The sequence below is a fragment of the Porphyromonas endodontalis genome, from assembly GCF_052173515.1.
Lineage (GTDB): Bacteria > Bacteroidota > Bacteroidia > Bacteroidales > Porphyromonadaceae > Porphyromonas > Porphyromonas endodontalis_A.
On the sequence record NZ_JBQMYL010000008.1, the window covers coordinates 1 to 21693 of the forward strand.

Below are 21693 nucleotides of genomic sequence, written 5' to 3' on the forward strand. Positions count from 1 at the left end.
GATATTTTTCAATGGCTTCATCGTACAGCTTTTCAGCCTCGATTCCGGATTTTGTCTTGGCCAAGTCACTTAAAGTAGCTCCCCAATTGTTATAGGCCTCATAATAGTCCAGCTTATACTCTATGGCTTTCTGATATTTTTCAATGGCTTCATCGTACAGCTTTTCAGCCTCGATTCCGGATTTTGTCTCTGCTAGATCACTTAAGGTAGCTCCCCAATTGTAATAGGCCTCATAATAGTCCTGCTTATACTCTATGGCTTTCTGATATTTTTCAATGGCTTCATCGTACAGCTTTTCAGCCTCGATTCCGGATTTTGTCTCTGCTAGATCACTTAAAGTAGCTCCCCAATTACAGAATGCTTCAGAATTTCTGGGATTTAATACAGTCGCGACCCCATACTCTTCTGAGGCTTCTGGGTATTCCCCTGCCAGATGATGCCTTACTCCCTTATTAAAACGATTATTGGACTCCCACTCTAATAGGAGTAAGTTTTTCTTATGTTCATCCTTTACTTCCTCAAGCTCTTTTGCAAGTACTTCATTTCTCTTTTCAGTCTCCTTAAGTTGCTCCTTAAGAGGAGTATTCTTTTCGTCTTCAGCTCGTTTAATTTCTAAAAGCTGATCTATAACCCCTGGAATTTCTTCATAAGAAGTTATTGGGATGCGAGTCAGGAAATCAAGAGACTTCTCTAATGGATCAGGAGTAATGATGTAGTGCTTTTGATTGTAAGGCCCTTGAATTATTTTGATTTCCTCAAAAAAACTATTGATTTGAGGGTCGCCCAAACCCGTCCCAATAAAGAGAAAAGTTTTGTTGAAGATGAGATTTCTCAAAGCAGATAAGGTATGCTCCGCCTCTCGCCGGTTGCTATTATAAAGCTTCCCATAGTCGGATGGGAATAAGACCATCGAGTCTAGATGCTCTATACAACCATGCAATTTGAATAAAAAGACAGGATCTTTTTTGAGCCCATTCAGTTCGTAATCTTTACCCTTATATGCTTTTTGGCTTTGGAGTTGAGGAACTGCCATCTCAAAGGCTCTGTCGTAGTTGGTGGTAATGATCTTTGTGGATAATTCAAATAGCTTCTTCTGAAGGGAAAAATCATTCCCATCTCCCAAAGTGAAATACTCTCTGATAAATGGTCCTACTTCTCCTATACCGATTTCCCTTTCCTCCAATATTTCAAGAGTTTTTATCTCCCCTAATGTATCACAAGCTTGCTTTAAGTTCTCTAGGATATGGCCGTTATCACATAGATAAGAAGTAATAGACGAGGCCATTTTTGTCCATCCTTCCAGCGTCTCATTTTTCTTGTTCTTAAAGTTCCAAGATAGGCCGGCACCCACGAAAAGTACCAACTCATCTACTTTGATGGCCTCCCTTAGGCCTGGAGGTATTTCTATCATAGTTTTATCAAACACGTTGCTCAACTGCTATCATAAGTAGAGGAAAATCACATAGTATAAACTCCCAACAACCGATCGGGATTAAAACCAAGAGATTTTCGGATATGTAAAGGTATAAAAATATTAGGGCTCGGAAAAGTGTTTTTTCGTGGGTGGGATTTGTTGGGATTCCGGCTAATTTTCCCCTCCACTTTCGGGCGAAAAAAGAAAAAATCTCAGGCAGAATGGGCTGAGGTTTCTGGCTGAAAAGGAATGGAAAATTAAGCAGCGATTCCCTCGCTTTTCTTCTTAGACTAAAAAGGCTATTTGCCCCCTAGAGGAGGCTCTGTATGGGTGCGCTTTCTACTCCGCACCCGAGTATGGGGCTTAGCCCTCCTTGTTGCGCGGATGGTGCCGGAGGATCTCCTCTCGCAGGGTTTGGCTATCGATGTGCGTGTAAATCTCGGTGGTGCTTATATCCTCATGCCCCAGCATTAGGCGGATGGCTTGCAGATTAGCCCCTCCATCGAGTAGATGCGTGGCAAAGCTATGGCGAAAAGTGTGCGGGCTCACCGTCTTAGTGATCCCTGCCGCCTCAGACAGGGCCTTGATAAGATCGAAGACGCTATTGCGTGCAATGGCCTTACCCAAGCGAGAGAGAAATATATAATCCTCCTGCCCCGGCTTGGGTATAGGTCTATGGGGCGAGGCGAGGTATTGAGCAAGAGCATCGAGAGCCACCGGACTAATGGGTACAAGACGCTCTTTGCGCCCCTTGCCATAGACATGAACGAAAGCCTCCTCCGGATGCACATCGCCCAACTTGAGATGGCACAGCTCACTCACACGCAAGCCACAACTATAGAGCACCTCTATGATGGCTCTATTGCGGAGAGCGTCGTTTTTGCTATAGTCTATCGCCTCTAGGATGCGGTCGATCTCCTCAACGGAGAGCACGGTAGGTAAATGGAGCTCCAACTTGGGAGACTCGAGTAGCTCTGTCGGATCTTTTTGGATGTACTGATCAACATAGAGAAAGCGGTAGAAGCTCTTTACGCCGGCAATAATGCGCGCAATAGAGCGAGCCGCTATGCCACAATCGTAGAGCGAGGCAACAAAGGTCTCGAGGTGCTCATACTCTACCTGGTCTAGGGGTAGAGCGCAATCCTCGGCATAGGCAATAAGCTTGCCCAAATCCATCAGATAGGCACTGATGCTATTGGGGCTTAATGCCTGCTCCAGTTGCAAGTGTCGCTTAAAAGCTTCGGCAAGCCTTTGATTCTCCGTATTCATCCCGTTTGCGAGTTCCGGTGCCCCAAGGGGGGTAACCACCTATAGAGCTAATGCACTACCTTTGTAGCTACAAAGATAAGACTACTATACCTATGCAGCAACGTTACATTATACTAGACGGCCCCAACCTCAATCGCCTAGGACGGCGAGAACCCTCTATCTATGGAGTAGTATCGAGCCAAGAAATGATGGAGAGACTGCAACGGGATTTCCCCAACGTTACCATAGAGTACCACCAAAGCAACCACGAAGGAGTGCTGATTGACCTGCTCCAACAGTTCGACGACGAGAAGGTATCGGGCATTATCTTCAACGCCGGAGCCTATACCCACACCTCCCTATCCCTTGCGGATGCCATACGTAGTCTATCCACACCCGTAATAGAGGTGCACCTGAGCAATACCGCAGCGAGAGAAGAGTACCGACACACTTCCTACATCGCGCCCGTAGTACGTGGCACCATTACCGGCTTTGGGATTCATAGTTATCGCTTAGCTCTACTCGCTTTCCTTGAGGGATAAGGGAGAAGCAACCCCACTATGTCACTACAAACAGACCTACTAGAGGAATATCTAGAGCAACACTCCTCCCAAGAACCCACCGAGCTACGCCGGTTGCGTCGCGAGGCGCACGTTCACCTTTTGCAACCTAGGATGCTCTCGGGGCACCTGCAGGGGAGATTGCTCAAGATGCTGGTTCAGTTGGTCAATCCCCGTAATGTGCTGGAGCTGGGTACCTACACCGCCTACGCCTCCCTATGCTTGGCCGAAGGGCTACAAAACCCCTCAGCTCGGGTACACACCATTGAGCACAACGACGAAATGGAAGACTTTATCCATCACTCGCTGGCTCTCTCCCCCTTTGGCGATCGAGTGGTGGTCCATATTGGGGATGCTCTGGAGGTAATGCAAGAGCTACTCTCTCAGCACCCTTTTGACTTGGTGTACATTGATGCCAACAAGCGAGACTACTCGAGCTACTACCAGCTACTCATCCCGGCTCTCCCCTCTCAAGCCCTCATCCTGGCAGACAATACGCTATGGGACGGAAAGGTACTCCAATCTCCTCCCCCTGGGGATGCTCAGACACAAGGGATACTCAGTTTCAACGACCTCGTGGCCGGCGACCCTCGTGTAGAGGTGGTCATGCTCCCTCTCCGTGATGGGCTCACACTCATCCGCAAGCGATAAAAAGACTCCCTAACCCTCTCGAAGAATCTCAAGATGACACGCGTACTGCTAATAACCGGCGGACAGCGATCCGGCAAAAGCCAATATGCCGAGCAATTGGCACTGTCTCTCGCTCCCAATCCTATCTATGTAGCCACGGCTCGAGTCTTCGACGAGGAGTTTCGCCAGCGTGTAGCCCTGCACCAAGCTCGTAGAGGCTCCCAGTGGACCAACATAGAGGAGGAGAAAGAGCTAGCCCGCCACGACTTCTCTCAACGTGTTGTATTGATAGACTGCCTTACATTGTGGGCCACCAACTTTTTCTTCGACCTCAACGAGTCTACCGAGCAAGCCCTTCTTGCCCTACGCGAGCAGTTGGAGGCTCTATTTGCCCAAAAGGAGGTTACCTACATCTTTGTCACCAACGAACTCGGGCTGGGCGGTGTCTCTCCCAATGCCACGCAGCGCAGATTTACAGACCTACAAGGGAGCCTCAATCAAATCGTTGCGCAACGAGCCGACGAAGTCACCCTGATGGTATCCGGCATACCCGTACGCATTAAATAATCCACTCTAGAGAATGAGACAATACAATATCCCCCCTATTAACCGTGAACTGATTATCCCTATTCGCGAAAAGATAGACCACCTATCCAAGAGTAAAGAATCGCTAGGCTATGTAGAGACCCTGGCAGAACGCATTGCACTAATGCAGGGCACCCTCTCGCCCCACCTAGCGCATCCCTGCCATATTCTCTTTTCGGCAGATCATGGAGTGGTAGCAGACGGAGTTAGTTTAGCGCCTCAAATCATCACCTACCAACAGACGCTAAACTTCGCCCGGGGGGGTGCTTGTGCCTCTGTTTATGCTCGGCTATACGGCTTCGACCTCACCATTGTAGATGCCGGTGTAATAGGAGATCTCTCCATAGAGCCCTCCATCATAAACCGCAAAATAGCCGAAGGCACTCGCAACTATCGCCTAGAGCCGGCTATGACTCCCGAGCAAATGGAGCGTTGTCTATCCGTTGGGGAGGAGTTTGTGGCTTCGTTTGCAAGCCAAGGGTGTAATGTGCTAAGTGTAGGGGAAATGGGGATTGGCAATACCTCCACCTCGTCCCTATGGATGCATTACCTTACAGGGCTTCCTCTCGAAGAGTGCGTAGGTGTAGGCTCCGGATTATCTCGCAAGGGGGTAGAACACAAACTTGAGGTACTATCGGCTGCCATTCGCCGATTTACAGGCACCCCAACCCCTGAGCATCTCATGCAAGAATTCGGTGGGTTTGAGCTCGTAATGGCTGTAGGTGCCATGCTTGCTGCAGCAGAGCAGCGGATGGTGGTACTCATAGATGGTTTTGTAATGAGCGCTGTAGCCCTTATGGCGTCGCACATCAACCCCAACTTCCTAGACTATGCCGTCTTTGGGCATAAGAGCAAAGAGAGCGGACACGCTCGGATGCTTGCCGCAATGGGTGCAACGCCCCTACTCGACCTCGGTATGCACCTAGGAGAGGGAGTGGGAGCCATGATGGCTTACCCCATTGTACAGGGAGCCGTAGCCATGCTTACCCAAATGGGTACCTTTAGCTCAGACGGCATTATCAAATACTTCAAGTAAGAGACTACACCATGCGCCCTAAAGCCCTTGACGAACTATTTGCTGCCGTATGTTTTTTCACACGCATACCGCTCTACAAGTTCATCCCCAATATCCACCCCGATAGCTACCGCAATGTAGTAGCCTACTGGTCTATAGTGGGTATTCTAACAGGGGGAAGTATGGCTCTAGGCATGTACTTAGGAGGGATTCTTTGGGGGGCTGTTGGGGGTGCTCTCATGGCTGTATTGTTTCGTCTTCTACTCACAGGGGCACTACACGAAGACGGATGGGCAGATTGCTGCGATGCTTTCGGAGGCAGTTGCTCTCGGGAGAAGGCTCTTGCCATCATGAAAGACTCCCACATCGGCACCTACGGAGTATTGGGGCTAATCGTTCACTTCTCGCTCCTATGTCTCATACTGGTTTTGCTGCAAAACTACGCCTCAGGATGGGCGTTATGCCTGCTCATTGTTTGGCTAGACGTAAGCAGCAAAGCCCTTGTTTCCCTACTACACAACTTCCTCCCTTACGCCCGAGAAGAACAAGAAGCCAAGGTGGGATTTTCTTTTAAATCCCTCTCTATCCGAGGTATTTGCTACGAGTTTACTCCTGCGCTTTTGCTGTTCATAGGATTACTGCTCCTAAGGCCTTCTCTCTGGTGGGCACTACTAGGAGCCTTGGGGATAGGAGGGATTACCTTTTTTGCAGCCCTACGTTATCTAAAGCATCGGATTGGAGGATATACGGGCGATTGCTATGGTGGACTTTTTCTTTTGGTAGAGCTTGTTTCCTATCTCTCCCTCATCGCCTTACTCTCCCTCATCGCCTTACTCTCCCACACCCTATGAAGCTAGTTTTGATTCGCCATACCTCGGTAGATGTAAAACCCGGGGTTTGTTACGGAGCAAGTGATGTGCCCCTACGAGATAGTTTCTGCAAAGAGGCAGCTCTGGTGAAAACGAGGCTTTCGGAATACAAGATAGATCAGGCTTTTACAAGTCCGCTCAGCCGCTGTAAACGACTGGCTGAGTATTGCGGATTCCCCCATGCGATAGCGGATAGTCGGCTCATTGAGCGGAACTTCGGGGCTTGGGAGGGGCTGGAATATGCACGCATCGACGATCCCCAATTACAGCTTTGGTATGCCGACTTTGTGCACACAAGGGCAACAGAGGGCGAGAGCTTTATGGATGTAGTCGGCCGTGCAAAGGCATTCCTAGACGAACTAAAAGAGACTACGCCTCCGCTTCACACCTTAGCTTTATTCACCCATGGAGGCGTAATAACGGCACTGCGATTTCTAGTTGAGCATTGCTCGCTAGAGCATCTGCTTGACCTACAAATGCCCTACGGGACGGTGTACCCTCTAGAGCTCTAACGACTTCTCTTCTGCAAGAGATAGGAGGAACTCTGCCACCTCCTTGTCGCCATTAAGTGCCGGAACAAGGCGAAGTTCCTTTCCCCCTAGGCTTAGGAACTCCTCTCGCAGCACCACCCCAATATCAAGTACTGTCTCAAGGCAATCTATGGCAAAGCCGGGGCAGGCAATGGTAACTCGTTCGAAGCCTTTTTCGACCCACTCCTTCATATCCTCTTCTAAAAAGGGACCTATCCAGTGCACCTTGTCTAGTGCGGACTGAAAGTAGACTCTGCGCTCAGCCGTATGAGGGAGACACGAAAACATTTGGGTAGCAGTCTCCAAGCATTGCTCGCGATAGTTAAACCCTCGCCTCCGCCCCATACGCTGATGTTTTATGGGAATACTATGAAAACTAGCAACGTAGAGATCACTGGGCGTATCCAACGTATCGGCCAGTCGCTTCTGAATGAGTTGAATATAGTGGGGATAGCGAAAATAGGGAGGCGTGACGCGCAGTATTACCCTCTCACCCAAGAGACGATGTAGATGGCGAAACAGCTGGCGAGATGCCGATAAATAGGTGCTAAAGGTCTTGTGAGGGAAGAGGGGAAGCAGTACGACCTCGGAGTAATCCCCTCTAGCTCTAAGGCGAGCCGCCAAGTCCTCGGGGCACTCCTCTCCATGCTGCAAATACCCAAAGACATCCCAATCCTGGGTAAGCCCTTGCATTGTCTCAACCAAGGCATTCATATATTTACGGAGTGGCATTTCTCCCTCGTAGAGCGACTCCAACACCCGATAGCGAGCCGCCGAATGGCGGAGCCTGCGTGGTATTATAATGCCATTAACAAGAAGAGAACGAAATGGCTGGGGAAGGGAGATAACATACCTATCGCCGAGGAACTTAGAAAGGTACTCGCGCACATCCTCCGAGGCAGAGGATTTAGGAGTAGCAATATTACACAAAACGATCGCCTTCATTACTCGGCAAAGATACTCTTTTTAGGCTATTTACAGTGGCAATACAGGATAAAACGAATTGATTTTTGTCTAGACATAAAAAGAGAGGTGCTGAAATTGCCTTCGACACCTCTCTTTTATAACAAATGGATAAATAGGGTTTAGCGACTCAAAAATTGGGTAATAGCCTCCCGCACAGCTTCGGAGCAACGTGTGAGATCATCATTGACCAATTGGGTATCAAACTGCTCCGCCAAACTTATTTCGTACTCAGCTCGCGCAAGTCTATCGGCAATTACTTCGGGCGTATCTGTACCTCGCCCTTCGAGTCGGCGGCGCAACTCGTCTATAGAAGGTGGCAACAAAAAGATGGCGAGCACATCTTGTCCATACTTCTTCTTCACCTCCAGCGCGCCCTCTACATCTATGTCTAAAATCAGATTGCGCCCAAGCCCACCGATGCGCTCTAGTTCGCTTTTGAGCGTACCATAGTAACGCCCGGGATACACCTCGACGTACTCAATGAACCGCCCTTGCTCTATGTAGTCTTGGAATTGTTGGTCGGAGAGGAAATAGTACTCCACTCCATCCTTTTCTTCTCCACGAGGAGAACGATTGGTGGCAGAGATAGAAAAAGTAAGTTTGAGGTTAGGATCCTCTATAATACGACCTATTACAGAGCTTTTGCCCGTACCGGAGGGGGCTGATAGTATAACGATGCGAGACATAATAGTATTACAACGCGTTCAGTACTTGTTCCTTGATTTGCTCTAGTTCATCCTTCATCCGCACTACAATCTGCTGCATAGCGGCTTGGTTGCTCTTCGACCCTAAGGTGTTGATCTCTCTACCTATCTCTTGAGCAATAAAGGCGAGCTTCTTACCTACCCCTTGCGCAGAAGCCTCCTTCATGGTCTCCATAAAGTACTTCAGATGGTTGGCAAGTCTCTCTTTCTCTTCGTGTACATCAAGCTTTTCTATGTAGTAGATCATCTCCTGCTCAAAGCGGCCGTTGTCAATAGTGATCCCCTCTAGTTTGGCAAGCTCTTCCGTAAAACGAGCACGAATATCCTCAATACGTTGTGCCTCGTAGGGGGCCACTTCCTCTAGCAATGCTCCGATATTGGCAATTTTCTCCTCAAACACACGCTCAAGCATCTCTCCCTCTTGTTTGCGAAAAGCTTCGAAGCCAAGAAGAGCCTCCTCTATGAGAGCTAATAGCTCTGCCTGCTCTTGAGCGGAAGCCTTTGTAGCCACTTCTGCGGTAGTAGTAGCCACCACCCCCGGGAGAGATAGGATACGAGTCAGCAAATCTTGTGGCAGAGGGATGTTGTATTGCGAGGAAATCTGCGTTAGCTCTCGGTAGTATTGGGCAATTTTCTCCTTGTCAAAGAAAGAACTATCAGAAGTCTCTTCTCCGGAGCTAGGGTCAGTAATCGGAGTTAACGTGATCGTAAGTTCTACCTTCCCACGTACTACTCTTTTACCTATAGCACTACGTATCTCAGGCTCTGCATCACGAAATAAATTGGGTATCCTAGACGATAGCTCTAGTTGTTTATTATTTAGAGAGCGGATGTTCACAGAGATAGCATTTCCGGCTATGGAACCTTCGGCTTTCCCGAAGCCTGTCATTGATAGAATCATATCTTATAGTTCTATTGTTTCTATGTATAAGAGAGAATATAATACCCTGTAAAGTATTAATCCAAATATCCCAGAATCAAAAAAGATCTCGCACTACGATAGAGAGGCAATCCTCCCTTATCGCAGTACGAAATCTGACTTTTATATCCTCATACCAAAATAAGATACTCCAAGCGACTTGGATTAGAGATCACGTCCGTGGCAGTTCTTAAACTTCTTACCACTACCACAAGGACAAGGATCGTTGCGCCCAATCTTCGGCTCGACACGTACCGGCTCAGCCTTCGGTTGCGAAGCCTGTCCGGCTCTTGCGGCAGCGGCACGTTGTGCCTCGCGTTGCTCTTCGATATCGTCTTTTCTAGTCTTATAGCGACTCATATCTGTAGGACGCTCGGGAGCAGCTTGCTTCACTTCTACCTTTTGAGCTGCAGCAGCTTCGGCCTCCTGAGGAGGTGCAACTTGTATGTGCGCACGCATCAGGATAGCAGAGGCTTTGCGGTTCATCGAGTCTATCATTGTCTTAAATAGCTCGTAGCTCTCTAGCTTGTAGATGAGAAGAGGATCCTTGTTTTCGTAGCTTGCATTTTGCACAGAGTTTCGGAGTTCGTCCATCTCGCGCAAATGCTCTTTCCAAGCTTCATCCAAGGTATAAAGCGAGATACTCTTCTCGAGTTCTTTTACGATGCTCTTGCCTTCTGAGGCATCAGCTTCTTCCAAGTTTACGGCAATATTGTAGACACGACGCCCGTCCGTAATGGGTACTACAATGCGCTCATATTGCGTTCCATGCTCTTCTCGCACTTGATGAATAACGGGATAAGCAACAGAAGCAATGGTATCACAGCGACGCTTAAAGGTCTTATATACCTCGTCAAAGACAACATCAACAAGCTCATTCTCACGTTCTTTGCGGAATTGCTCTTCGGTTAGCTCTACCTCAACGGCAAGCGTAGAGAACATCTCAGCAACGAAGCCTTCGTAATCTTCTCCATCCTTATACCTTGTCACAATACCCTCCGTTACATCGTAGAGCATGTTGAGGACGTCCATCCCAATACGCTCTCCCATGAGAGCATGGCGGCGACGAGTATAGATCACCTCACGCTGAGAGTTCATCACGTCGTCGTACTCAAGAAGACGCTTACGAATCCCGAAGTTATTTTCTTCGACCTTCTTTTGTGCCTTCTCTACCGACTTAGAAAGCATATTGTTTTCGAGTACTTCGCCCTCTTTGAACCCCATACGATCCATCAAAGAAGCAATACGATCGCTTGCAAAAAGACGCATCAAATGGTCCTCAAGAGAGATATAGAAAACAGAGCTACCGGGGTCTCCTTGACGACCGGAACGGCCTCGTAACTGACGGTCTACACGGCGAGACTCATGACGCTCCGTACCGATAATGGCCAAACCACCTGCCTCTTTCACCTCGGGGGTGAGCTTAATGTCGGTACCACGACCTGCCATGTTGGTAGCAATGGTAACGGTGCCTTTGCGCCCTGCCTGTGCCACAATGTCGGCTTCACGCTGGTGCAATTTGGCGTTGAGCACGTTGTGTTCGATCTTACGCAAAGAGAGCATTCTGCTGAGCAATTCACTAATCTCCACAGAAGTAGTACCCACAAGCACCGGTCTTCCCTGCTCTACGAGGCTTACAATCTCTTCGATAACAGCGTTGTACTTCTCACGAGCCGTCTTGTAGATACGGTCGTTCATATCCTTGCGGAGGATAGGGCGATTCGTAGGAATAACCACAACATCCAACTTGTAGATGTCCCACAATTCTCCTGCTTCTGTTTCGGCAGTACCGGTCATCCCCGATAGCTTGTGGTACATACGGAAGTAGTTCTGCAACGTAATGGTGGCAAATGTTTGCGTGGCAGCTTCCACCTTCACGCGCTCTTTGGCTTCGATAGCTTGGTGGAGACCATCTGAGTAGCGACGCCCGTCCATGATACGACCCGTCTGCTCATCTACAATCATCACCTTATTATCCATTACCACATACTGGTCGTCTTTCTCAAAGAGAGTGTATGCCTTGAGTAGTTGGTTCACCGTGTGCACTCGCTCACTCTTGATGGAGTAGTTCGTAATCATAGCATCCCTACGAGCGGTGCGATCTTCCGGAGAGAGCTCTAGATTATCGAGTTGAGCAAGCTCTGCCGCAATGTCGGGGAGCACAAAGAACGTTGGGTCTCCCGTACCCGAGGTTAGCAAATCAATCCCCAAATCGGTGAGCTCAATGCTATTCATCTTTTCGTCAATAACGAAATAGAGAGGGTCGGTCACCACATGCATTTGACGCATATTGTCTTGCATGTAAAACTCTTCTGTCTTGAGCATGGTAGCTTTTACCCCGGGTTCGCTAAGGAACTTAATGAGAGCTTTGGACTTAGGCAGCCCCTTGAATGTTCGGAAGAGCAACAAGGCTCCCTCCTCCTGCACCTTCTTATCGTCGCTGTGAATCTTCTGTTTTGCTTCTAGCAGAATCTGATTACAGAGCTTACGCTGAGCCTCTACCACTTTTTCTACATTGGGGAGGAACTCTTCGAAAAGCTGATCTTCGCCCTTAGGCGTAGGGCCGGATATAATAAGAGGTGTACGAGCATCGTCAATAAGCACAGAGTCCACCTCATCGACAATAGCATAGTTGTGCTTCCTCTGTACAAGGTCAGAAGGAGCCGTAGCCATGTTGTCTCTCAAGTAGTCAAAGCCGAACTCATTGTTCGTACCAAAGGTAATATCGGCATTGTATGCTGCGCGTCTGCCGTTGGAGTTGGGGATGTGTTTATCAATACAATCCACCGTAATGCCGTGGAACATATAGAGGGGGCCCATCCACTCCGAGTCACGCTTAGCAAGGTAGTCATTCACCGTAACGACATGCACACCATTGCCGGATAGGGCATTGAGGAATACGGGCAAGGTGGCTACAAGCGTCTTCCCTTCCCCGGTTGCCATTTCCGCTATTTTCCCCTTGTGGAGCACCACTCCACCAATAAGCTGCACATCGTAGTGCACCATATCCCAGGTCATATCATTACCACCGGCAACCCAGTGATTCTGATAAATCGCCTTGTCGTCTTCGATGCGTACGAAGTCGAATTTGGTGGCAAACTCACGATCTCGGTCGGTAGCTGTAACTACGATCTCTGCATTTTCTGCGAATCGACGAGCCGTATCCTTAACTATAGAAAAAGCCTCGGGCAGAGCCTCATCAAGGATCTCTTCTGTCCTATCGAGGATTGTTTTTTCTATCTTGTCTACCTTATTCCAGACCTCTTCGCGTGCCTCAAGATCCAACTCTTCTACATTGGATTTGAGTTTCTCAATCTCGGCACGCTCGGCAGCCGTATACTCACGTATCTTCTGCTTTAGGCTCTCACTCCTGGCTCTAAGCTCATCGTTACTGAGAGCTTGAATGCTAGGATAGGTCTCCTTGATTTTTGTAAGATAAGGTTGTACCTCACGGAGGTCTCTTTGAGATTTATTACCGAATAGCTTCGATAGTATATCATTGAATCCCATATGATCAATCTGTATTATAGTCTATATCTTCTTTTTTATCTTCTTAGAGGGGGTAATCTTTTAGGTCAAAGCCACTCTTCGAGAGGGGCACCTTGAGCCCCCGTAGGAGGCCTTATTCGTAGGATGTACGCCAGAGTGGAGGCAAGTGCCACCATCTCAATGGGTCGTGTAACGCGCTCTCCTTTTCCTCCCGGTCTTGCGATAATCAACCAACAGGGCAGGGGCGATAGAGCCGTAGGGGGAGTACTAAGATGCTCAACATTACCCTCCGAAACATACGTTGTAGCTTCGAGACGAACTAATACGTCGGCCCGACTGGTCAGAGGGATAGCTCGCAACATACGCATGGAGAGGTTATCTTCAGAGGACACCTCACTCACAGCAAAAGCATCTGCCACGCCATCCATCTCTCGCATTAGGGCTGCAGTGCGCAATTGTAGCTCCCTGAGGGATAAAGCCTTGCGCTCTATAAGGGTTCGATTGAGGTAAACGGCATCACTCGTTGCACGCTCTACCCAATTCTCTTTGCCATAGAGCGCCGAGAGGTAGAGGTTAATCAAAGCCGTAGCTTTGGCCGGAGAGTAGAGCGGCTTTTTAATCGAATTGCTAGGAGGCGTTACCTTAGCAGCTCCCGCAACACGAGGTGCTGAGGTCACAACAAAAAGGCAATGCTCTGCACCAAAAGCCTTCTCTGCCACCTGCAATAGAGAGCCGATAGCTTTATCGGCTCGGAGGTAAGCATCAAGGGCTTCCGGACTATATGGAGAGTACGTAGTACCTGCTCGCTTGGGAGCTAGGGGGTATGTGATGTTAAGGATGGTGGGTGCAGAAGCCTTTTCCACAGCGCTCTCTTGGAGCAACGCCGTTGCAAAACGAGTAATTTCGTCCCCAACCAGGGGTGACGAGATATACTCACGATAAGCATGAGCACCTGCAAAAGAATATCGAAAATTCCCCTCAGTACGTTGGGGGAGATACTCAGAGGGCAAAGGAGAAGAGACCCGACGCAGGGGAGTCCAAACCTGCTTTGCAATTGTATTTCTAAGCGATTGAGAAGCTCTATTTACTTCTGTAAAAGATTTGGGGAGAGCCGGATAGTAAGCCGAAGAGGCCCACATTCCATTAGTCTCATCAAGCCAAAACGCTCCGGAAGCCCCCGTTGCAGCCAACGTAAGAGCCTCGGGAGCAGTAGCACTTATAGCATAAACAGAGGCCTTTCCCTGGGTTACGTCTCTCAGGACATCCCCTACTGTACAATAGGACAATCGCTCGGGAGAGAGACGGCTTGACGTATTTATTCCTCTTTGAGAAGAGCGGAAGAGCTCTGTATAGTCAGTACCCCATCCCAATTTATGCTCACGAGGGTAGCAGCCGCTTACGAGGGTTGCAAGAGCACTTTGCGGCTCAGTTAGGGGGAATCCATAATCGGCATTGGCATACAAAACGCCCTCCGAAAGCAACCGCTTTAGCCCATCTTGCCCCAATAGAGGGGTATAAGTCTCTAGTAAACTACTCTCAGCACCCTCTAGATGAATGCACAACAAGAGGCGTGGAATATCACGCGCCTCTAGAGGACGAATGCTGAGTGCAGAGAATACAACCAGCGAAGTAAGTAACCGAGACCACCCTCCCCCTTTATTCATTGCCGAGCTTTTTTAGATTAGCTGTAACTATCAAACGAAGAGAGACCACCGCAGTACCCAAAGCCCATGCGACAGGAGCCAAATTGGGCGTCTGCCAACCTGCAAATACAATCAGTAGAACATAAAGCAATTGCAGACCTATATTGATAAGATGGTACCAGTAGCTCCAACGCGAGTAGGGAGCAAAAAGAATAAGAGGTGCACCCATAAGAAGGTGTAGAGGATGCAACGATAGGAGATTAAGGTTAGGCCATGTAAGGGGATGCAATGATAGGAAAGAAAGGAAAAATAGCACTACTCCCACCAATCCTAAAACAGCAAAATACCCTGCATAGAGCATCCGCCACCCTTTTCTTCCTTTACGGTCTATCGCACAAATAATCAGTATCCCTATTACAAGAAGAGCCGCCAAAGCTCCCGGATGCAGATAGAAAGGCGTAGGAGCAATCATAGAGGGCTCTGCCGTACGTGCGTAGGAAGACTCTGAAAGTACCAGCTTTCTTTCCCTCCCAAACTCATCTACAATACGAGTGTGGCGCATTATATCAAGCAAGTAAAGAGGGAGAAAAACTTGTTCCCGCACCTCTACTTCTTCATCAGCAGGCATCCCCAAAGCCAGGTCAGTACCCAGTTTGAGCCACGCCCACTTAGTACTGCAATGATCTATCATGTTGCGCCAAGTAACTTTGAGAGAGCCCTTGAGATCTTCGGGATACAACAAGTGCCCCTTTATGGCTTTCTCTATGATGGCAACAGGGCGCGTGGCACAATTGTCGTAGACTACATTGTATCTATACCTGGCATTCTCCGGACGAGCATTCTCAATAAGAAGCATTTCTATATTTTGTGCCTCCTCCGGTCTTAGATTCAGTACTAGCTCATACACCTCGCACCCCTGCTCTGTATAGCTCTGTACATAGTCCGCAGTATATTGAGAGGCGAGCATGTAATCATCGGTACGCCCTGCAATAAACTTCGCTGTAAAGTTGGGAGCGTCGTAATCAAAAACCCCGTAGTTGTACACCCGATCAGCGAGCCCCACCCCTCCTTGTACTCGGATGGCGGCATGACCATAGATCGTATAAATAGCTTCGTCTCTTGGCGGGACAATCAACAAGCTCACCGTAGGAGTGGGCAGACTATCCACCGAGAGACGAAATGGAGTTGCCGTATATTCCTCCGAGACAGGCTCCGCCAGCAGAGGATGAACGGCCAAGAGGGATAAAAGCCCACTCAGCAGACTACAGAATAGCCAACAACTCCAAATATTCTTATTCTGTCGCTTCATAGGCAAACAACTATGTGGTGGGAGAATTACCGAGCCAGCATCTCCCTATATTTCTTATCAATGAGTTCTCTGTCTTTTGGCGTGGGCATAAAGTTTGGCTTCGACGCCATCTTTTCGACCAAATCACTCTCCTCTTTACCCAACGTTTTTGGGATAAATACATTCACATTGATGAGCAAATCCCCATGGCCATAGCCCCGTACACTGGGGAGCCCCTTATCCTTTAGTCGGAGGATTTTACCCGGCTGAGTGCCCGGCTCTATACTCACTCGTGCCACTCCATCGATGGTAGGCACCTCAACCTTTCCACCCTGTATAGCTACATGTACGGGGATGAGGAGATTATATATAAGATCGTTGCCATTACGGATCAAATTGGGGTCTTCAATCTCCGAGAACAGCACAATCAGGTCCCCATTTACCCCTCCATGAGGAGCTGCATTCCCCTTGCCTTGTAGGGTCATCTGCATTCCATCTCCGGCACCGGCTGGCACATCGAAGGTCACAAGTTCTTCTCCATTCTCAACGCCCTGACCATGACAATGAGCACAAGGTTTCGTTATAACTTCCCCTGTTCCTTGGCAATTTTGACACGTTGTTTGCGACTGCATTTGCCCAAAAGGAGTACGAACAATGCGCGAGACCCTACCCGTACCGTGACATACGGAGCAAGTATTTTTCCCGTCTGGCTCTGTAGTTCCGTTTCCGTGACAAGAGCTACAAACCACCTTTTTCTTTACCTTGATCTTCTTGGTTACTCCCTTGGCTATATCACGTAAAGTAAGGCGGATATTGACCCTCATATCAGTACCCTGAGGTGCTACCGGCCCGTCATTTCCGAAGCCACCAAAGCCTCCGAAACCACCAAATCCACCACCAAATATATCTCCAAAGTGGCTGAATATATCTTCCATAGACATACCGCCACCAGAGAATCCTCCGGCACCGGCGGCACCATCCACTCCTGCGTGACCAAAACGATCGTAGCGTGCTCGTTTATCGGCATCGCTAAGTACGTCATAGGCTTCGGCTGCCTCTTTGAATTTCTCTTCAGCCTCCTTGTCTCCAGGATTTTTATCAGGATGGTACTTGATGGCCATCTTGCGATAAGCCTTTTTGAGCTCTTCAGCTGTGGCGTTTTTGTCAACACCAAGTACCTCGTAATAATCTCTTTTTGTTGCCATATTATCTATAATTGCTCCGAGAGACTACTTACTCCCCTACTACCACATCAGCAAAGCGAAGCACCTTACCATTGAGAGTATATCCTTTTTTGGTGCAATCAATCACTATACCTTTTTGCTCTTCACTTGGAGCCGGCACCATGGCGATAGCTTGTTCCTTCTCATCATCAAAGGGTTGCCCAATCGCCTTGATCTCCTCCACTCCATGCCGTGAAAGATAATCCGAAAATTTGCTGCAAATAAGTTCTACGCCCTCTCGTAAAGCAGACACATCACTAGCTTCTCGGATATTCTTGAGAGCCAATTCGATATCGTCAACAACGGGCAAGAGATCTAGCAAAGTACGCTCTCCCCCATTCTGTATCAAGTCTGCCTTCTCTTTTATTGTGCGCTTGCGAAAGTTGTCATACTCGGCCACCAAACGCAGATACTTATCGTTGACCGCAGCCAACTCCTCCTTTGTCTTAGAGAGTTCGTCTTGCGTCTCTTGCTCCACTTCGGGTGCATTCTTGGGGGCTGTTTCCTCTGTATGCTGAGACTTGGCAGCGTTCTGCTTAAGTTCTTTCTCTGTATCTTTTTTTTGCTTCATATCTTCATTCTTCCATTGCAATGCATCTATCTCACTCTGAGGGGAATCAAGTCACCAGTCTAAAACTACCGGTACAACATCCTCCCGAGGTGGAGATACAAAAACTAGGCCAATGCCTTAATATAGGTACATTTGTCCTACAATTCGGGTACAAAGATAGCGTATTCACCTCATCCGTGACCGGCTAGGAGAGAAACGAATCACAAAAGGGAGCGAAAATAAACTCCCCTGAAGTTTGAAAAATTCCTGCCCAAGATTTTCCGAAAAACCAGCCTATATCTCTCGAAATCTCACCCTAGAAATATTTTGTTTTAGGCCTGAAAAAGAAAAACTATAGGCCTAGAAAATTCTAGGAAGCAACCGACCCTAAAAAAGTAGCTGATTGGGTATAAAGTTGTAACTTTGCACGGAATTGCTCTATAAAAGACCATATGACACTTACCCTTAAAGGTCGGTGGCAGAGGTACAAGAGCAAAAGAGGACGAAAAGAAAAGACTATGATAAAGATAACGCTACCCGATGGGTCGCAACGCGAATGCCAAGAGGGTGTAACTCCGCATCAGATAGCAGAAGAGATCAGTACTCGTCTCGCTCAAGATGTTTTGGCAGCAGAGGTGGACGGAAAGATTGTCGATCTATCCACGCCCCTCATGCAGGATGCAAACGTAAAACTCCTCAAATGGGAAGACGACGGTGGTAAGCACGCCTATTGGCACACATCTGCTCACCTTATGGCAGAGGCAATCCAAGCCTTATACCCTCACGCTCAGTTTGGGATCGGTCCCGCCATTGAGAATGGGTTTTACTACGATATAGACACAGGCGACACCGTACTCAAAGAGAGTGATTTGGCCAAAATCGAGGAGAAGATGCTCGAATTTGCCAAAGAGAAACAGCCTTTGACTCGTTGCTCTATCAGTAAGCAGGAGGCTCTCAAACGCTTTGCAAACGAGGGACAAACCTATAAAGTAGAGCTAATCAATGACCTAGAGGATGGTACCATTACCACCTACTCTCAAGGTAGCTTTACCGACTTGTGCCGAGGGCCTCACCTCCCCAATACGGGCTATATCAAGGCCGTAAAATTGCTCAGTGTAGCAGGGGCATACTGGCGAGGTGATGAGAAGCGTAAGCAATTAACGCGTATTTATGGTATCACCTTCCCAAAAAAGAAGATGCTTGATGAGTACCTTGCCGTACTCGAAGAAGCCAAAAAGCGTGACCACCGTAAGATTGGTAAGGAGCTGGAGCTATTCGCTTTCTCTCAAACCGTAGGTGCAGGGCTTCCCCTTTGGCTCCCTCGCGGTACACGCCTCCGTCTCCGTCTCGAAGATTTTCTCAAGAAAATCCAAAAAGACTTTGGCTACCAGCAGGTAATGACCCCCCATATCGGGAACATTGAGCTCTACAAGACCTCCGGGCATTATGCTAAGTATGGAGCAGACTCATTCCGCCCCATCACTACCCCTCAGGAGGGTGAAGAGTTCATGCTCAAGCCCATGAACTGCCCCCACCACTGCGAGATCTACCGCATCAAACCTCACTCATACCGCGATTTGCCCGTACGTCTCGCGGAGTTTGGAACGGTATATCGTTATGAACAGAGTGGAGAGCTACATGGTCTAACCCGTGTGCGTGGCTTTACCCAAGACGATGCGCACATCTTCTGTACGCCCGAGCAGGTAAAAGACGAGTTCCTCAAGGTGATGGATATTATATTCATCATATTCAAGGCACTCAAATTTGAGAACTTCGAAGCTCAAATATCACTCCGCGACAAAAATAATCGCGAGAAATATATCGGGAGCGATGAGAATTGGGATCGTGCAGAACAGGCTATTATAGAAGCATGCCAAGAGAAGGGACTGCCCGCTGTAGTTGAGTATGGAGAAGCCGCTTTCTACGGACCCAAACTTGACTTTATGGTCAAAGATGCCATTGGCCGTCGCTGGCAGTTGGGTACAATCCAAGTCGATTACAACTTGCCGGAGCGATTTGACCTCGAATACACGGGCGAAGACAATCAAAAGCATCGCCCCGTGATGATTCACAGAGCACCTTTCGGCTCCATGGAGCGCTTCGTTGCTGTTCTTATCGAACACACTGCAGGCCGCTTCCCCCTTTGGTTAACTCCGGATCAGGTTGTCGTGCTACCCATTGGAGAGAACTTCAATGAATACGCTTATAAAGTAAGGGACTTCTTGGCCGATCACGACATAACCGCAACGGTGGACGACCGTAACGAAAAGATTGGTAGAAAGATACGAGACAACGAACTCAAGCGCATCCCTTACCTCCTAATCGTGGGTGCACAAGAGAGCGAAAACGAAACGGTTTCTGTAAGAAAGCAGGGAGAAGGAGACCAAGGTTCCGTAAAATTATCTACCTTTGCGGAGAAAATCTGCCAAGAGGTGGATGATGAAATGAATGCTTGGCAGCGAGATCGCTGATAAATAGAGCCTTACACAGGATTCGAGCGTGGTATAACTCATCAGAATCATCTCTGTAGAATAGAAGAAAAAGAGATAGAATATTTAGAACCCTCAACCCCTCAAGAAAAAGGATAGTGAACGACAACAAGAAGCATAGTAGCAATCACAACAGTAGAGATCAACATCGTATTAACGAAGCCATTACAGCGCGTGAGGTTCGTCTCACGGGGGATAATGTGAACCAAGGGATCTATCCCATACAAGAGGCTCTACGCATAGCAGATCGTGCTGGTCTCGACCTCGTAGAAATTGCTGCAGAGGCCAATCCTCCCGTTTGTCGGGTGATTGACTACCAGAAGTTTATCTATCAAAAGAAGAAAAAGCTCAAGGAGCAGAAGAGCAATTCTGTGAAGGTTGTGATCAAGGAGATCCGCTTCGGTCCCCAAACAGATGATCACGACTACAACTTTAAGCTCAAACATGCTCGTAGCTTTATCGGGGAAGGTTCTAAGGTAAAGGCGTATGTATTCTTCCGAGGTCGCTCTATCCTTTTCAAAGACCAAGGGGAGGTACTCCTACTTCGCTTTGCTACCGATTTGGAAGATATAGCAACAGTGGAGAGCATGCCTTCGCTCGAAGGGAAACGAATGTTTATGATGCTCGCCCCCAAAAAAGGAACAGCACCAAAGAAACAACAGCCCAAGCCTCAAGTGGAGACCCAGGCAGCAGATTCAGAAAGCAAGTAACAAAAGAGAGTGCTATTTCACTTCGATCTCCTTTTAAAAGAGAGGGAGAAGGCTGTAAACAGAAGGGCATAGGCGTGCCCCATGGTTGCAGGAAGTAGTACTATAAGTTTCACGAATAAATCAGAAAAGAAAATGCCTAAACAAAAGACTGTATCGGGAGCAAAGAAACGCTTCGCGATCACCGGATCTGGGAAGATCAAGAGAAAACATGCTTTTAAGAGCCACATTCTCACGAAGAAGAGCAAAAAGCGTAAACGTAATCTTACGTACACTGGGTTGGTAGAAAAGGCCAACGTTGCCAGCGTAAGAGAGATGCTCGTTATGCGTTAATAGCAACTTCTCCTGTATCAATTAACCACATCCGATCAGAAGTTTTTCACAAAAACAAAGTTTCACCGAGGGGCAAGCCCGACAAAGAGTTCGCCGGTAGCATTGACTACCGAGAGCCGCTGCCCATCAAAAACGAATTATTATGCCAAGATCAGTAAATCATGTAGCATCTCGCGCAAAGCGCAAGAGAATACTTAAACTAACTCGCGGTTACTATGGTGCTCGCCGCAATGTTTGGACCGTTGCCAAGAATACCTGGGAAAAGGGTCTTACCTATGCTTACCGCGATCGTAAGAACAAAAAGCGCAACTTCCGCGCACTTTGGATCCAGCGTATCAATGCTGCAGCTCGCATGGAAGGGATGTCTTACTCTCGTCTCATGGGTGCACTCCACAGCAAGGGCATCGAAATTAATCGCAAGGTTCTAGCTGACCTCGCTATGAATAATCCTGCAGCTTTCAAAGCTATCGTAGAGAAGGTAAAATAAACTCTATAAACGGAGATTCTCTCCCCTCGGTACGTATAGTACCC

The 21693-nt window shown here is 48.2% G+C and carries 20 protein-coding genes; 10 read left to right on the plus strand and 10 right to left on the minus strand.

What is annotated here, in order from left to right; translation table 11 throughout:
• Together ACTTHR_RS05080 and ACTTHR_RS05085 are read right to left on the minus strand one after the other, a co-directional pair.
• A partial coding sequence (locus ACTTHR_RS05080) for an SIR2 family protein (RefSeq protein ID WP_442605416.1) occupies positions 1–1411 on the minus strand: 1411 nt, incomplete at its 3' end.
• Between the two features lie 366 nt (positions 1412–1777).
• On the minus strand, positions 1778–2683 hold the full coding sequence (locus ACTTHR_RS05085) for a site-specific tyrosine recombinase (protein WP_442605417.1): 906 nt from the start codon (positions 2681–2683) through the stop codon (positions 1778–1780).
• A gap of 50 nt (positions 2684–2733) precedes the next feature.
• Here ACTTHR_RS05085 and ACTTHR_RS05090 point away from each other — a divergent pair, with 50 nt between their 5' ends.
• The 6 genes from ACTTHR_RS05090 to cobC are packed head-to-tail and all read left to right on the plus strand — an operon-like array spanning position 2734 to position 6833.
• Positions 2734–3204: a type II 3-dehydroquinate dehydratase gene (locus ACTTHR_RS05090; protein WP_442605418.1), complete on the plus strand. Its 471-nt coding sequence runs from the start codon at positions 2734–2736 to the stop codon at positions 3202–3204.
• A gap of 18 nt (positions 3205–3222) precedes the next feature.
• On the plus strand, positions 3223–3873 hold the full coding sequence (locus ACTTHR_RS05095) for an O-methyltransferase (protein ID WP_442605419.1): 651 nt from the start codon (positions 3223–3225) through the stop codon (positions 3871–3873).
• Between the two features lie 33 nt (positions 3874–3906).
• On the plus strand, positions 3907–4419 hold the full coding sequence (gene cobU / locus ACTTHR_RS05100) for a bifunctional adenosylcobinamide kinase/adenosylcobinamide-phosphate guanylyltransferase (protein WP_004334910.1): 513 nt from the start codon (positions 3907–3909) through the stop codon (positions 4417–4419).
• Positions 4420–4432: 13 nt separating this feature from the next.
• Complete coding sequence (gene cobT / locus ACTTHR_RS05105) at positions 4433–5473, plus strand: nicotinate-nucleotide--dimethylbenzimidazole phosphoribosyltransferase (protein ID WP_442605420.1); 1041 nt, start codon at positions 4433–4435, stop codon at positions 5471–5473.
• Between the two features lie 11 nt (positions 5474–5484).
• Positions 5485–6303: an adenosylcobinamide-GDP ribazoletransferase gene (locus tag ACTTHR_RS05110; RefSeq protein WP_442605421.1), complete on the plus strand. Its 819-nt coding sequence runs from the start codon at positions 5485–5487 to the stop codon at positions 6301–6303.
• Positions 6300–6833 (plus strand): alpha-ribazole phosphatase family protein, encoded by a 534-nt coding sequence (gene cobC / locus ACTTHR_RS05115; protein WP_442605422.1) that lies wholly within the window; start codon positions 6300–6302, stop codon positions 6831–6833. The genes ACTTHR_RS05110 and cobC overlap by 4 nt, the downstream gene beginning before the upstream one ends.
• On the opposite strand, the gene hemH is transcribed toward cobC, so the two are convergent.
• The 8 genes from hemH to ACTTHR_RS05155 all read right to left on the minus strand — a co-directional run bounded on the left by hemH (position 6822) and on the right by ACTTHR_RS05155 (position 17654).
• The gene (hemH, locus tag ACTTHR_RS05120) at positions 6822–7796 is read right to left on the minus strand and encodes a ferrochelatase (RefSeq protein ID WP_442605423.1); all 975 of its coding nucleotides are present in this window, start codon (positions 7794–7796) and stop codon (positions 6822–6824) included. The genes cobC and hemH overlap by 12 nt on opposite strands.
• A gap of 140 nt (positions 7797–7936) precedes the next feature.
• The gene (gene gmk, locus ACTTHR_RS05125) at positions 7937–8503 is read right to left on the minus strand and encodes a guanylate kinase (RefSeq protein WP_304285147.1); all 567 of its coding nucleotides are present in this window, start codon (positions 8501–8503) and stop codon (positions 7937–7939) included.
• Positions 8504–8510: 7 nt separating this feature from the next.
• Positions 8511–9422, minus strand: a complete 912-nt coding sequence (locus tag ACTTHR_RS05130) for a YicC/YloC family endoribonuclease (RefSeq protein WP_442605424.1) — start codon at positions 9420–9422, stop codon at positions 8511–8513.
• A 183-nt stretch (positions 9423–9605) separates the two neighbouring features.
• A complete protein-coding gene (gene secA, locus ACTTHR_RS05135; protein ID WP_442605425.1) occupies positions 9606–12950 on the minus strand; it encodes a preprotein translocase subunit SecA in 3345 nt (1114 codons plus the stop codon).
• Positions 12951–13015: 65 nt separating this feature from the next.
• A complete protein-coding gene (locus ACTTHR_RS05140) occupies positions 13016–14593 on the minus strand; it encodes an alkaline phosphatase family protein (RefSeq protein ID WP_442605426.1) in 1578 nt (525 codons plus the stop codon).
• Positions 14586–15881: a lipoprotein N-acyltransferase Lnb domain-containing protein gene (locus ACTTHR_RS05145; RefSeq protein ID WP_442605427.1), complete on the minus strand. Its 1296-nt coding sequence runs from the start codon at positions 15879–15881 to the stop codon at positions 14586–14588. Before ACTTHR_RS05145 ends, ACTTHR_RS05140 begins: the two co-directional genes overlap by 8 nt.
• A 26-nt stretch (positions 15882–15907) precedes the next feature.
• The gene (gene dnaJ / locus ACTTHR_RS05150) at positions 15908–17065 is read right to left on the minus strand and encodes a molecular chaperone DnaJ (RefSeq protein ID WP_442605428.1); all 1158 of its coding nucleotides are present in this window, start codon (positions 17063–17065) and stop codon (positions 15908–15910) included.
• A gap of 28 nt (positions 17066–17093) precedes the next feature.
• Positions 17094–17654 (minus strand): nucleotide exchange factor GrpE, encoded by a 561-nt coding sequence (locus ACTTHR_RS05155; protein ID WP_314943101.1) that lies wholly within the window; start codon positions 17652–17654, stop codon positions 17094–17096.
• A gap of 497 nt (positions 17655–18151) precedes the next feature.
• Here ACTTHR_RS05155 and thrS point away from each other — a divergent pair, with 497 nt between their 5' ends.
• The 4 genes from thrS to rplT all read left to right on the plus strand — a co-directional run bounded on the left by thrS (position 18152) and on the right by rplT (position 21649).
• Complete coding sequence (gene thrS / locus ACTTHR_RS05160) at positions 18152–20104, plus strand: threonine--tRNA ligase (protein ID WP_442605429.1); 1953 nt, start codon at positions 18152–18154, stop codon at positions 20102–20104.
• 116 nt (positions 20105–20220) lie between these two features.
• Positions 20221–20832 (plus strand): translation initiation factor IF-3, encoded by a 612-nt coding sequence (gene infC, locus ACTTHR_RS05165; RefSeq protein WP_315561118.1) that lies wholly within the window; start codon positions 20221–20223, stop codon positions 20830–20832.
• Between the two features lie 132 nt (positions 20833–20964).
• Positions 20965–21162, plus strand: a complete 198-nt coding sequence (gene rpmI / locus ACTTHR_RS05170; protein WP_304285133.1) for a 50S ribosomal protein L35 — start codon at positions 20965–20967, stop codon at positions 21160–21162.
• 142 nt (positions 21163–21304) lie between these two features.
• Complete coding sequence (gene rplT, locus ACTTHR_RS05175) at positions 21305–21649, plus strand: 50S ribosomal protein L20 (protein WP_004333375.1); 345 nt, start codon at positions 21305–21307, stop codon at positions 21647–21649.
• Positions 21650–21693 lie beyond the last annotated feature (44 nt).

What these genes read in the sequence shown, in the direction of transcription:
- ACTTHR_RS05145 (WP_442605427.1), bottom strand. Translation starts at nt 15,881, where the DNA reads ATGAAGCGACAGAATAAGAATATTTGGAGTTGTTGGCTATTCTGTAGT.
- ACTTHR_RS05130 (WP_442605424.1), bottom strand. Translation starts at nt 9,422, where the DNA reads ATGATTCTATCAATGACAGGCTTCGGGAAAGCCGAAGGTTCCATAGCC.
- rpmI (WP_304285133.1), top strand. Translation starts at nt 20,965, where the DNA reads ATGCCTAAACAAAAGACTGTATCGGGAGCAAAGAAACGCTTCGCGATC.
- cobU (WP_004334910.1), top strand. Translation starts at nt 3,907, where the DNA reads ATGACACGCGTACTGCTAATAACCGGCGGACAGCGATCCGGCAAAAGC.
- hemH (WP_442605423.1), bottom strand. Translation starts at nt 7,796, where the DNA reads ATGAAGGCGATCGTTTTGTGTAATATTGCTACTCCTAAATCCTCTGCC.
- cobC (WP_442605422.1), top strand. Translation starts at nt 6,300, where the DNA reads ATGAAGCTAGTTTTGATTCGCCATACCTCGGTAGATGTAAAACCCGGG.
- ACTTHR_RS05095 (WP_442605419.1), top strand. Translation starts at nt 3,223, where the DNA reads ATGTCACTACAAACAGACCTACTAGAGGAATATCTAGAGCAACACTCC.
- ACTTHR_RS05090 (WP_442605418.1), top strand. Translation starts at nt 2,734, where the DNA reads ATGCACTACCTTTGTAGCTACAAAGATAAGACTACTATACCTATGCAG.
- ACTTHR_RS05085 (WP_442605417.1), bottom strand. Translation starts at nt 2,683, where the DNA reads ATGAATACGGAGAATCAAAGGCTTGCCGAAGCTTTTAAGCGACACTTG.
- ACTTHR_RS05110 (WP_442605421.1), top strand. Translation starts at nt 5,485, where the DNA reads ATGCGCCCTAAAGCCCTTGACGAACTATTTGCTGCCGTATGTTTTTTC.
- gmk (WP_304285147.1), bottom strand. Translation starts at nt 8,503, where the DNA reads ATGTCTCGCATCGTTATACTATCAGCCCCCTCCGGTACGGGCAAAAGC.
- secA (WP_442605425.1), bottom strand. Translation starts at nt 12,950, where the DNA reads ATGGGATTCAATGATATACTATCGAAGCTATTCGGTAATAAATCTCAA.
- ACTTHR_RS05155 (WP_314943101.1), bottom strand. Translation starts at nt 17,654, where the DNA reads ATGAAGCAAAAAAAAGATACAGAGAAAGAACTTAAGCAGAACGCTGCC.
- dnaJ (WP_442605428.1), bottom strand. Translation starts at nt 17,065, where the DNA reads ATGGCAACAAAAAGAGATTATTACGAGGTACTTGGTGTTGACAAAAAC.
- cobT (WP_442605420.1), top strand. Translation starts at nt 4,433, where the DNA reads ATGAGACAATACAATATCCCCCCTATTAACCGTGAACTGATTATCCCT.
- ACTTHR_RS05140 (WP_442605426.1), bottom strand. Translation starts at nt 14,593, where the DNA reads ATGAATAAAGGGGGAGGGTGGTCTCGGTTACTTACTTCGCTGGTTGTA.
- thrS (WP_442605429.1), top strand. Translation starts at nt 18,152, where the DNA reads ATGATAAAGATAACGCTACCCGATGGGTCGCAACGCGAATGCCAAGAG.
- rplT (WP_004333375.1), top strand. Translation starts at nt 21,305, where the DNA reads ATGCCAAGATCAGTAAATCATGTAGCATCTCGCGCAAAGCGCAAGAGA.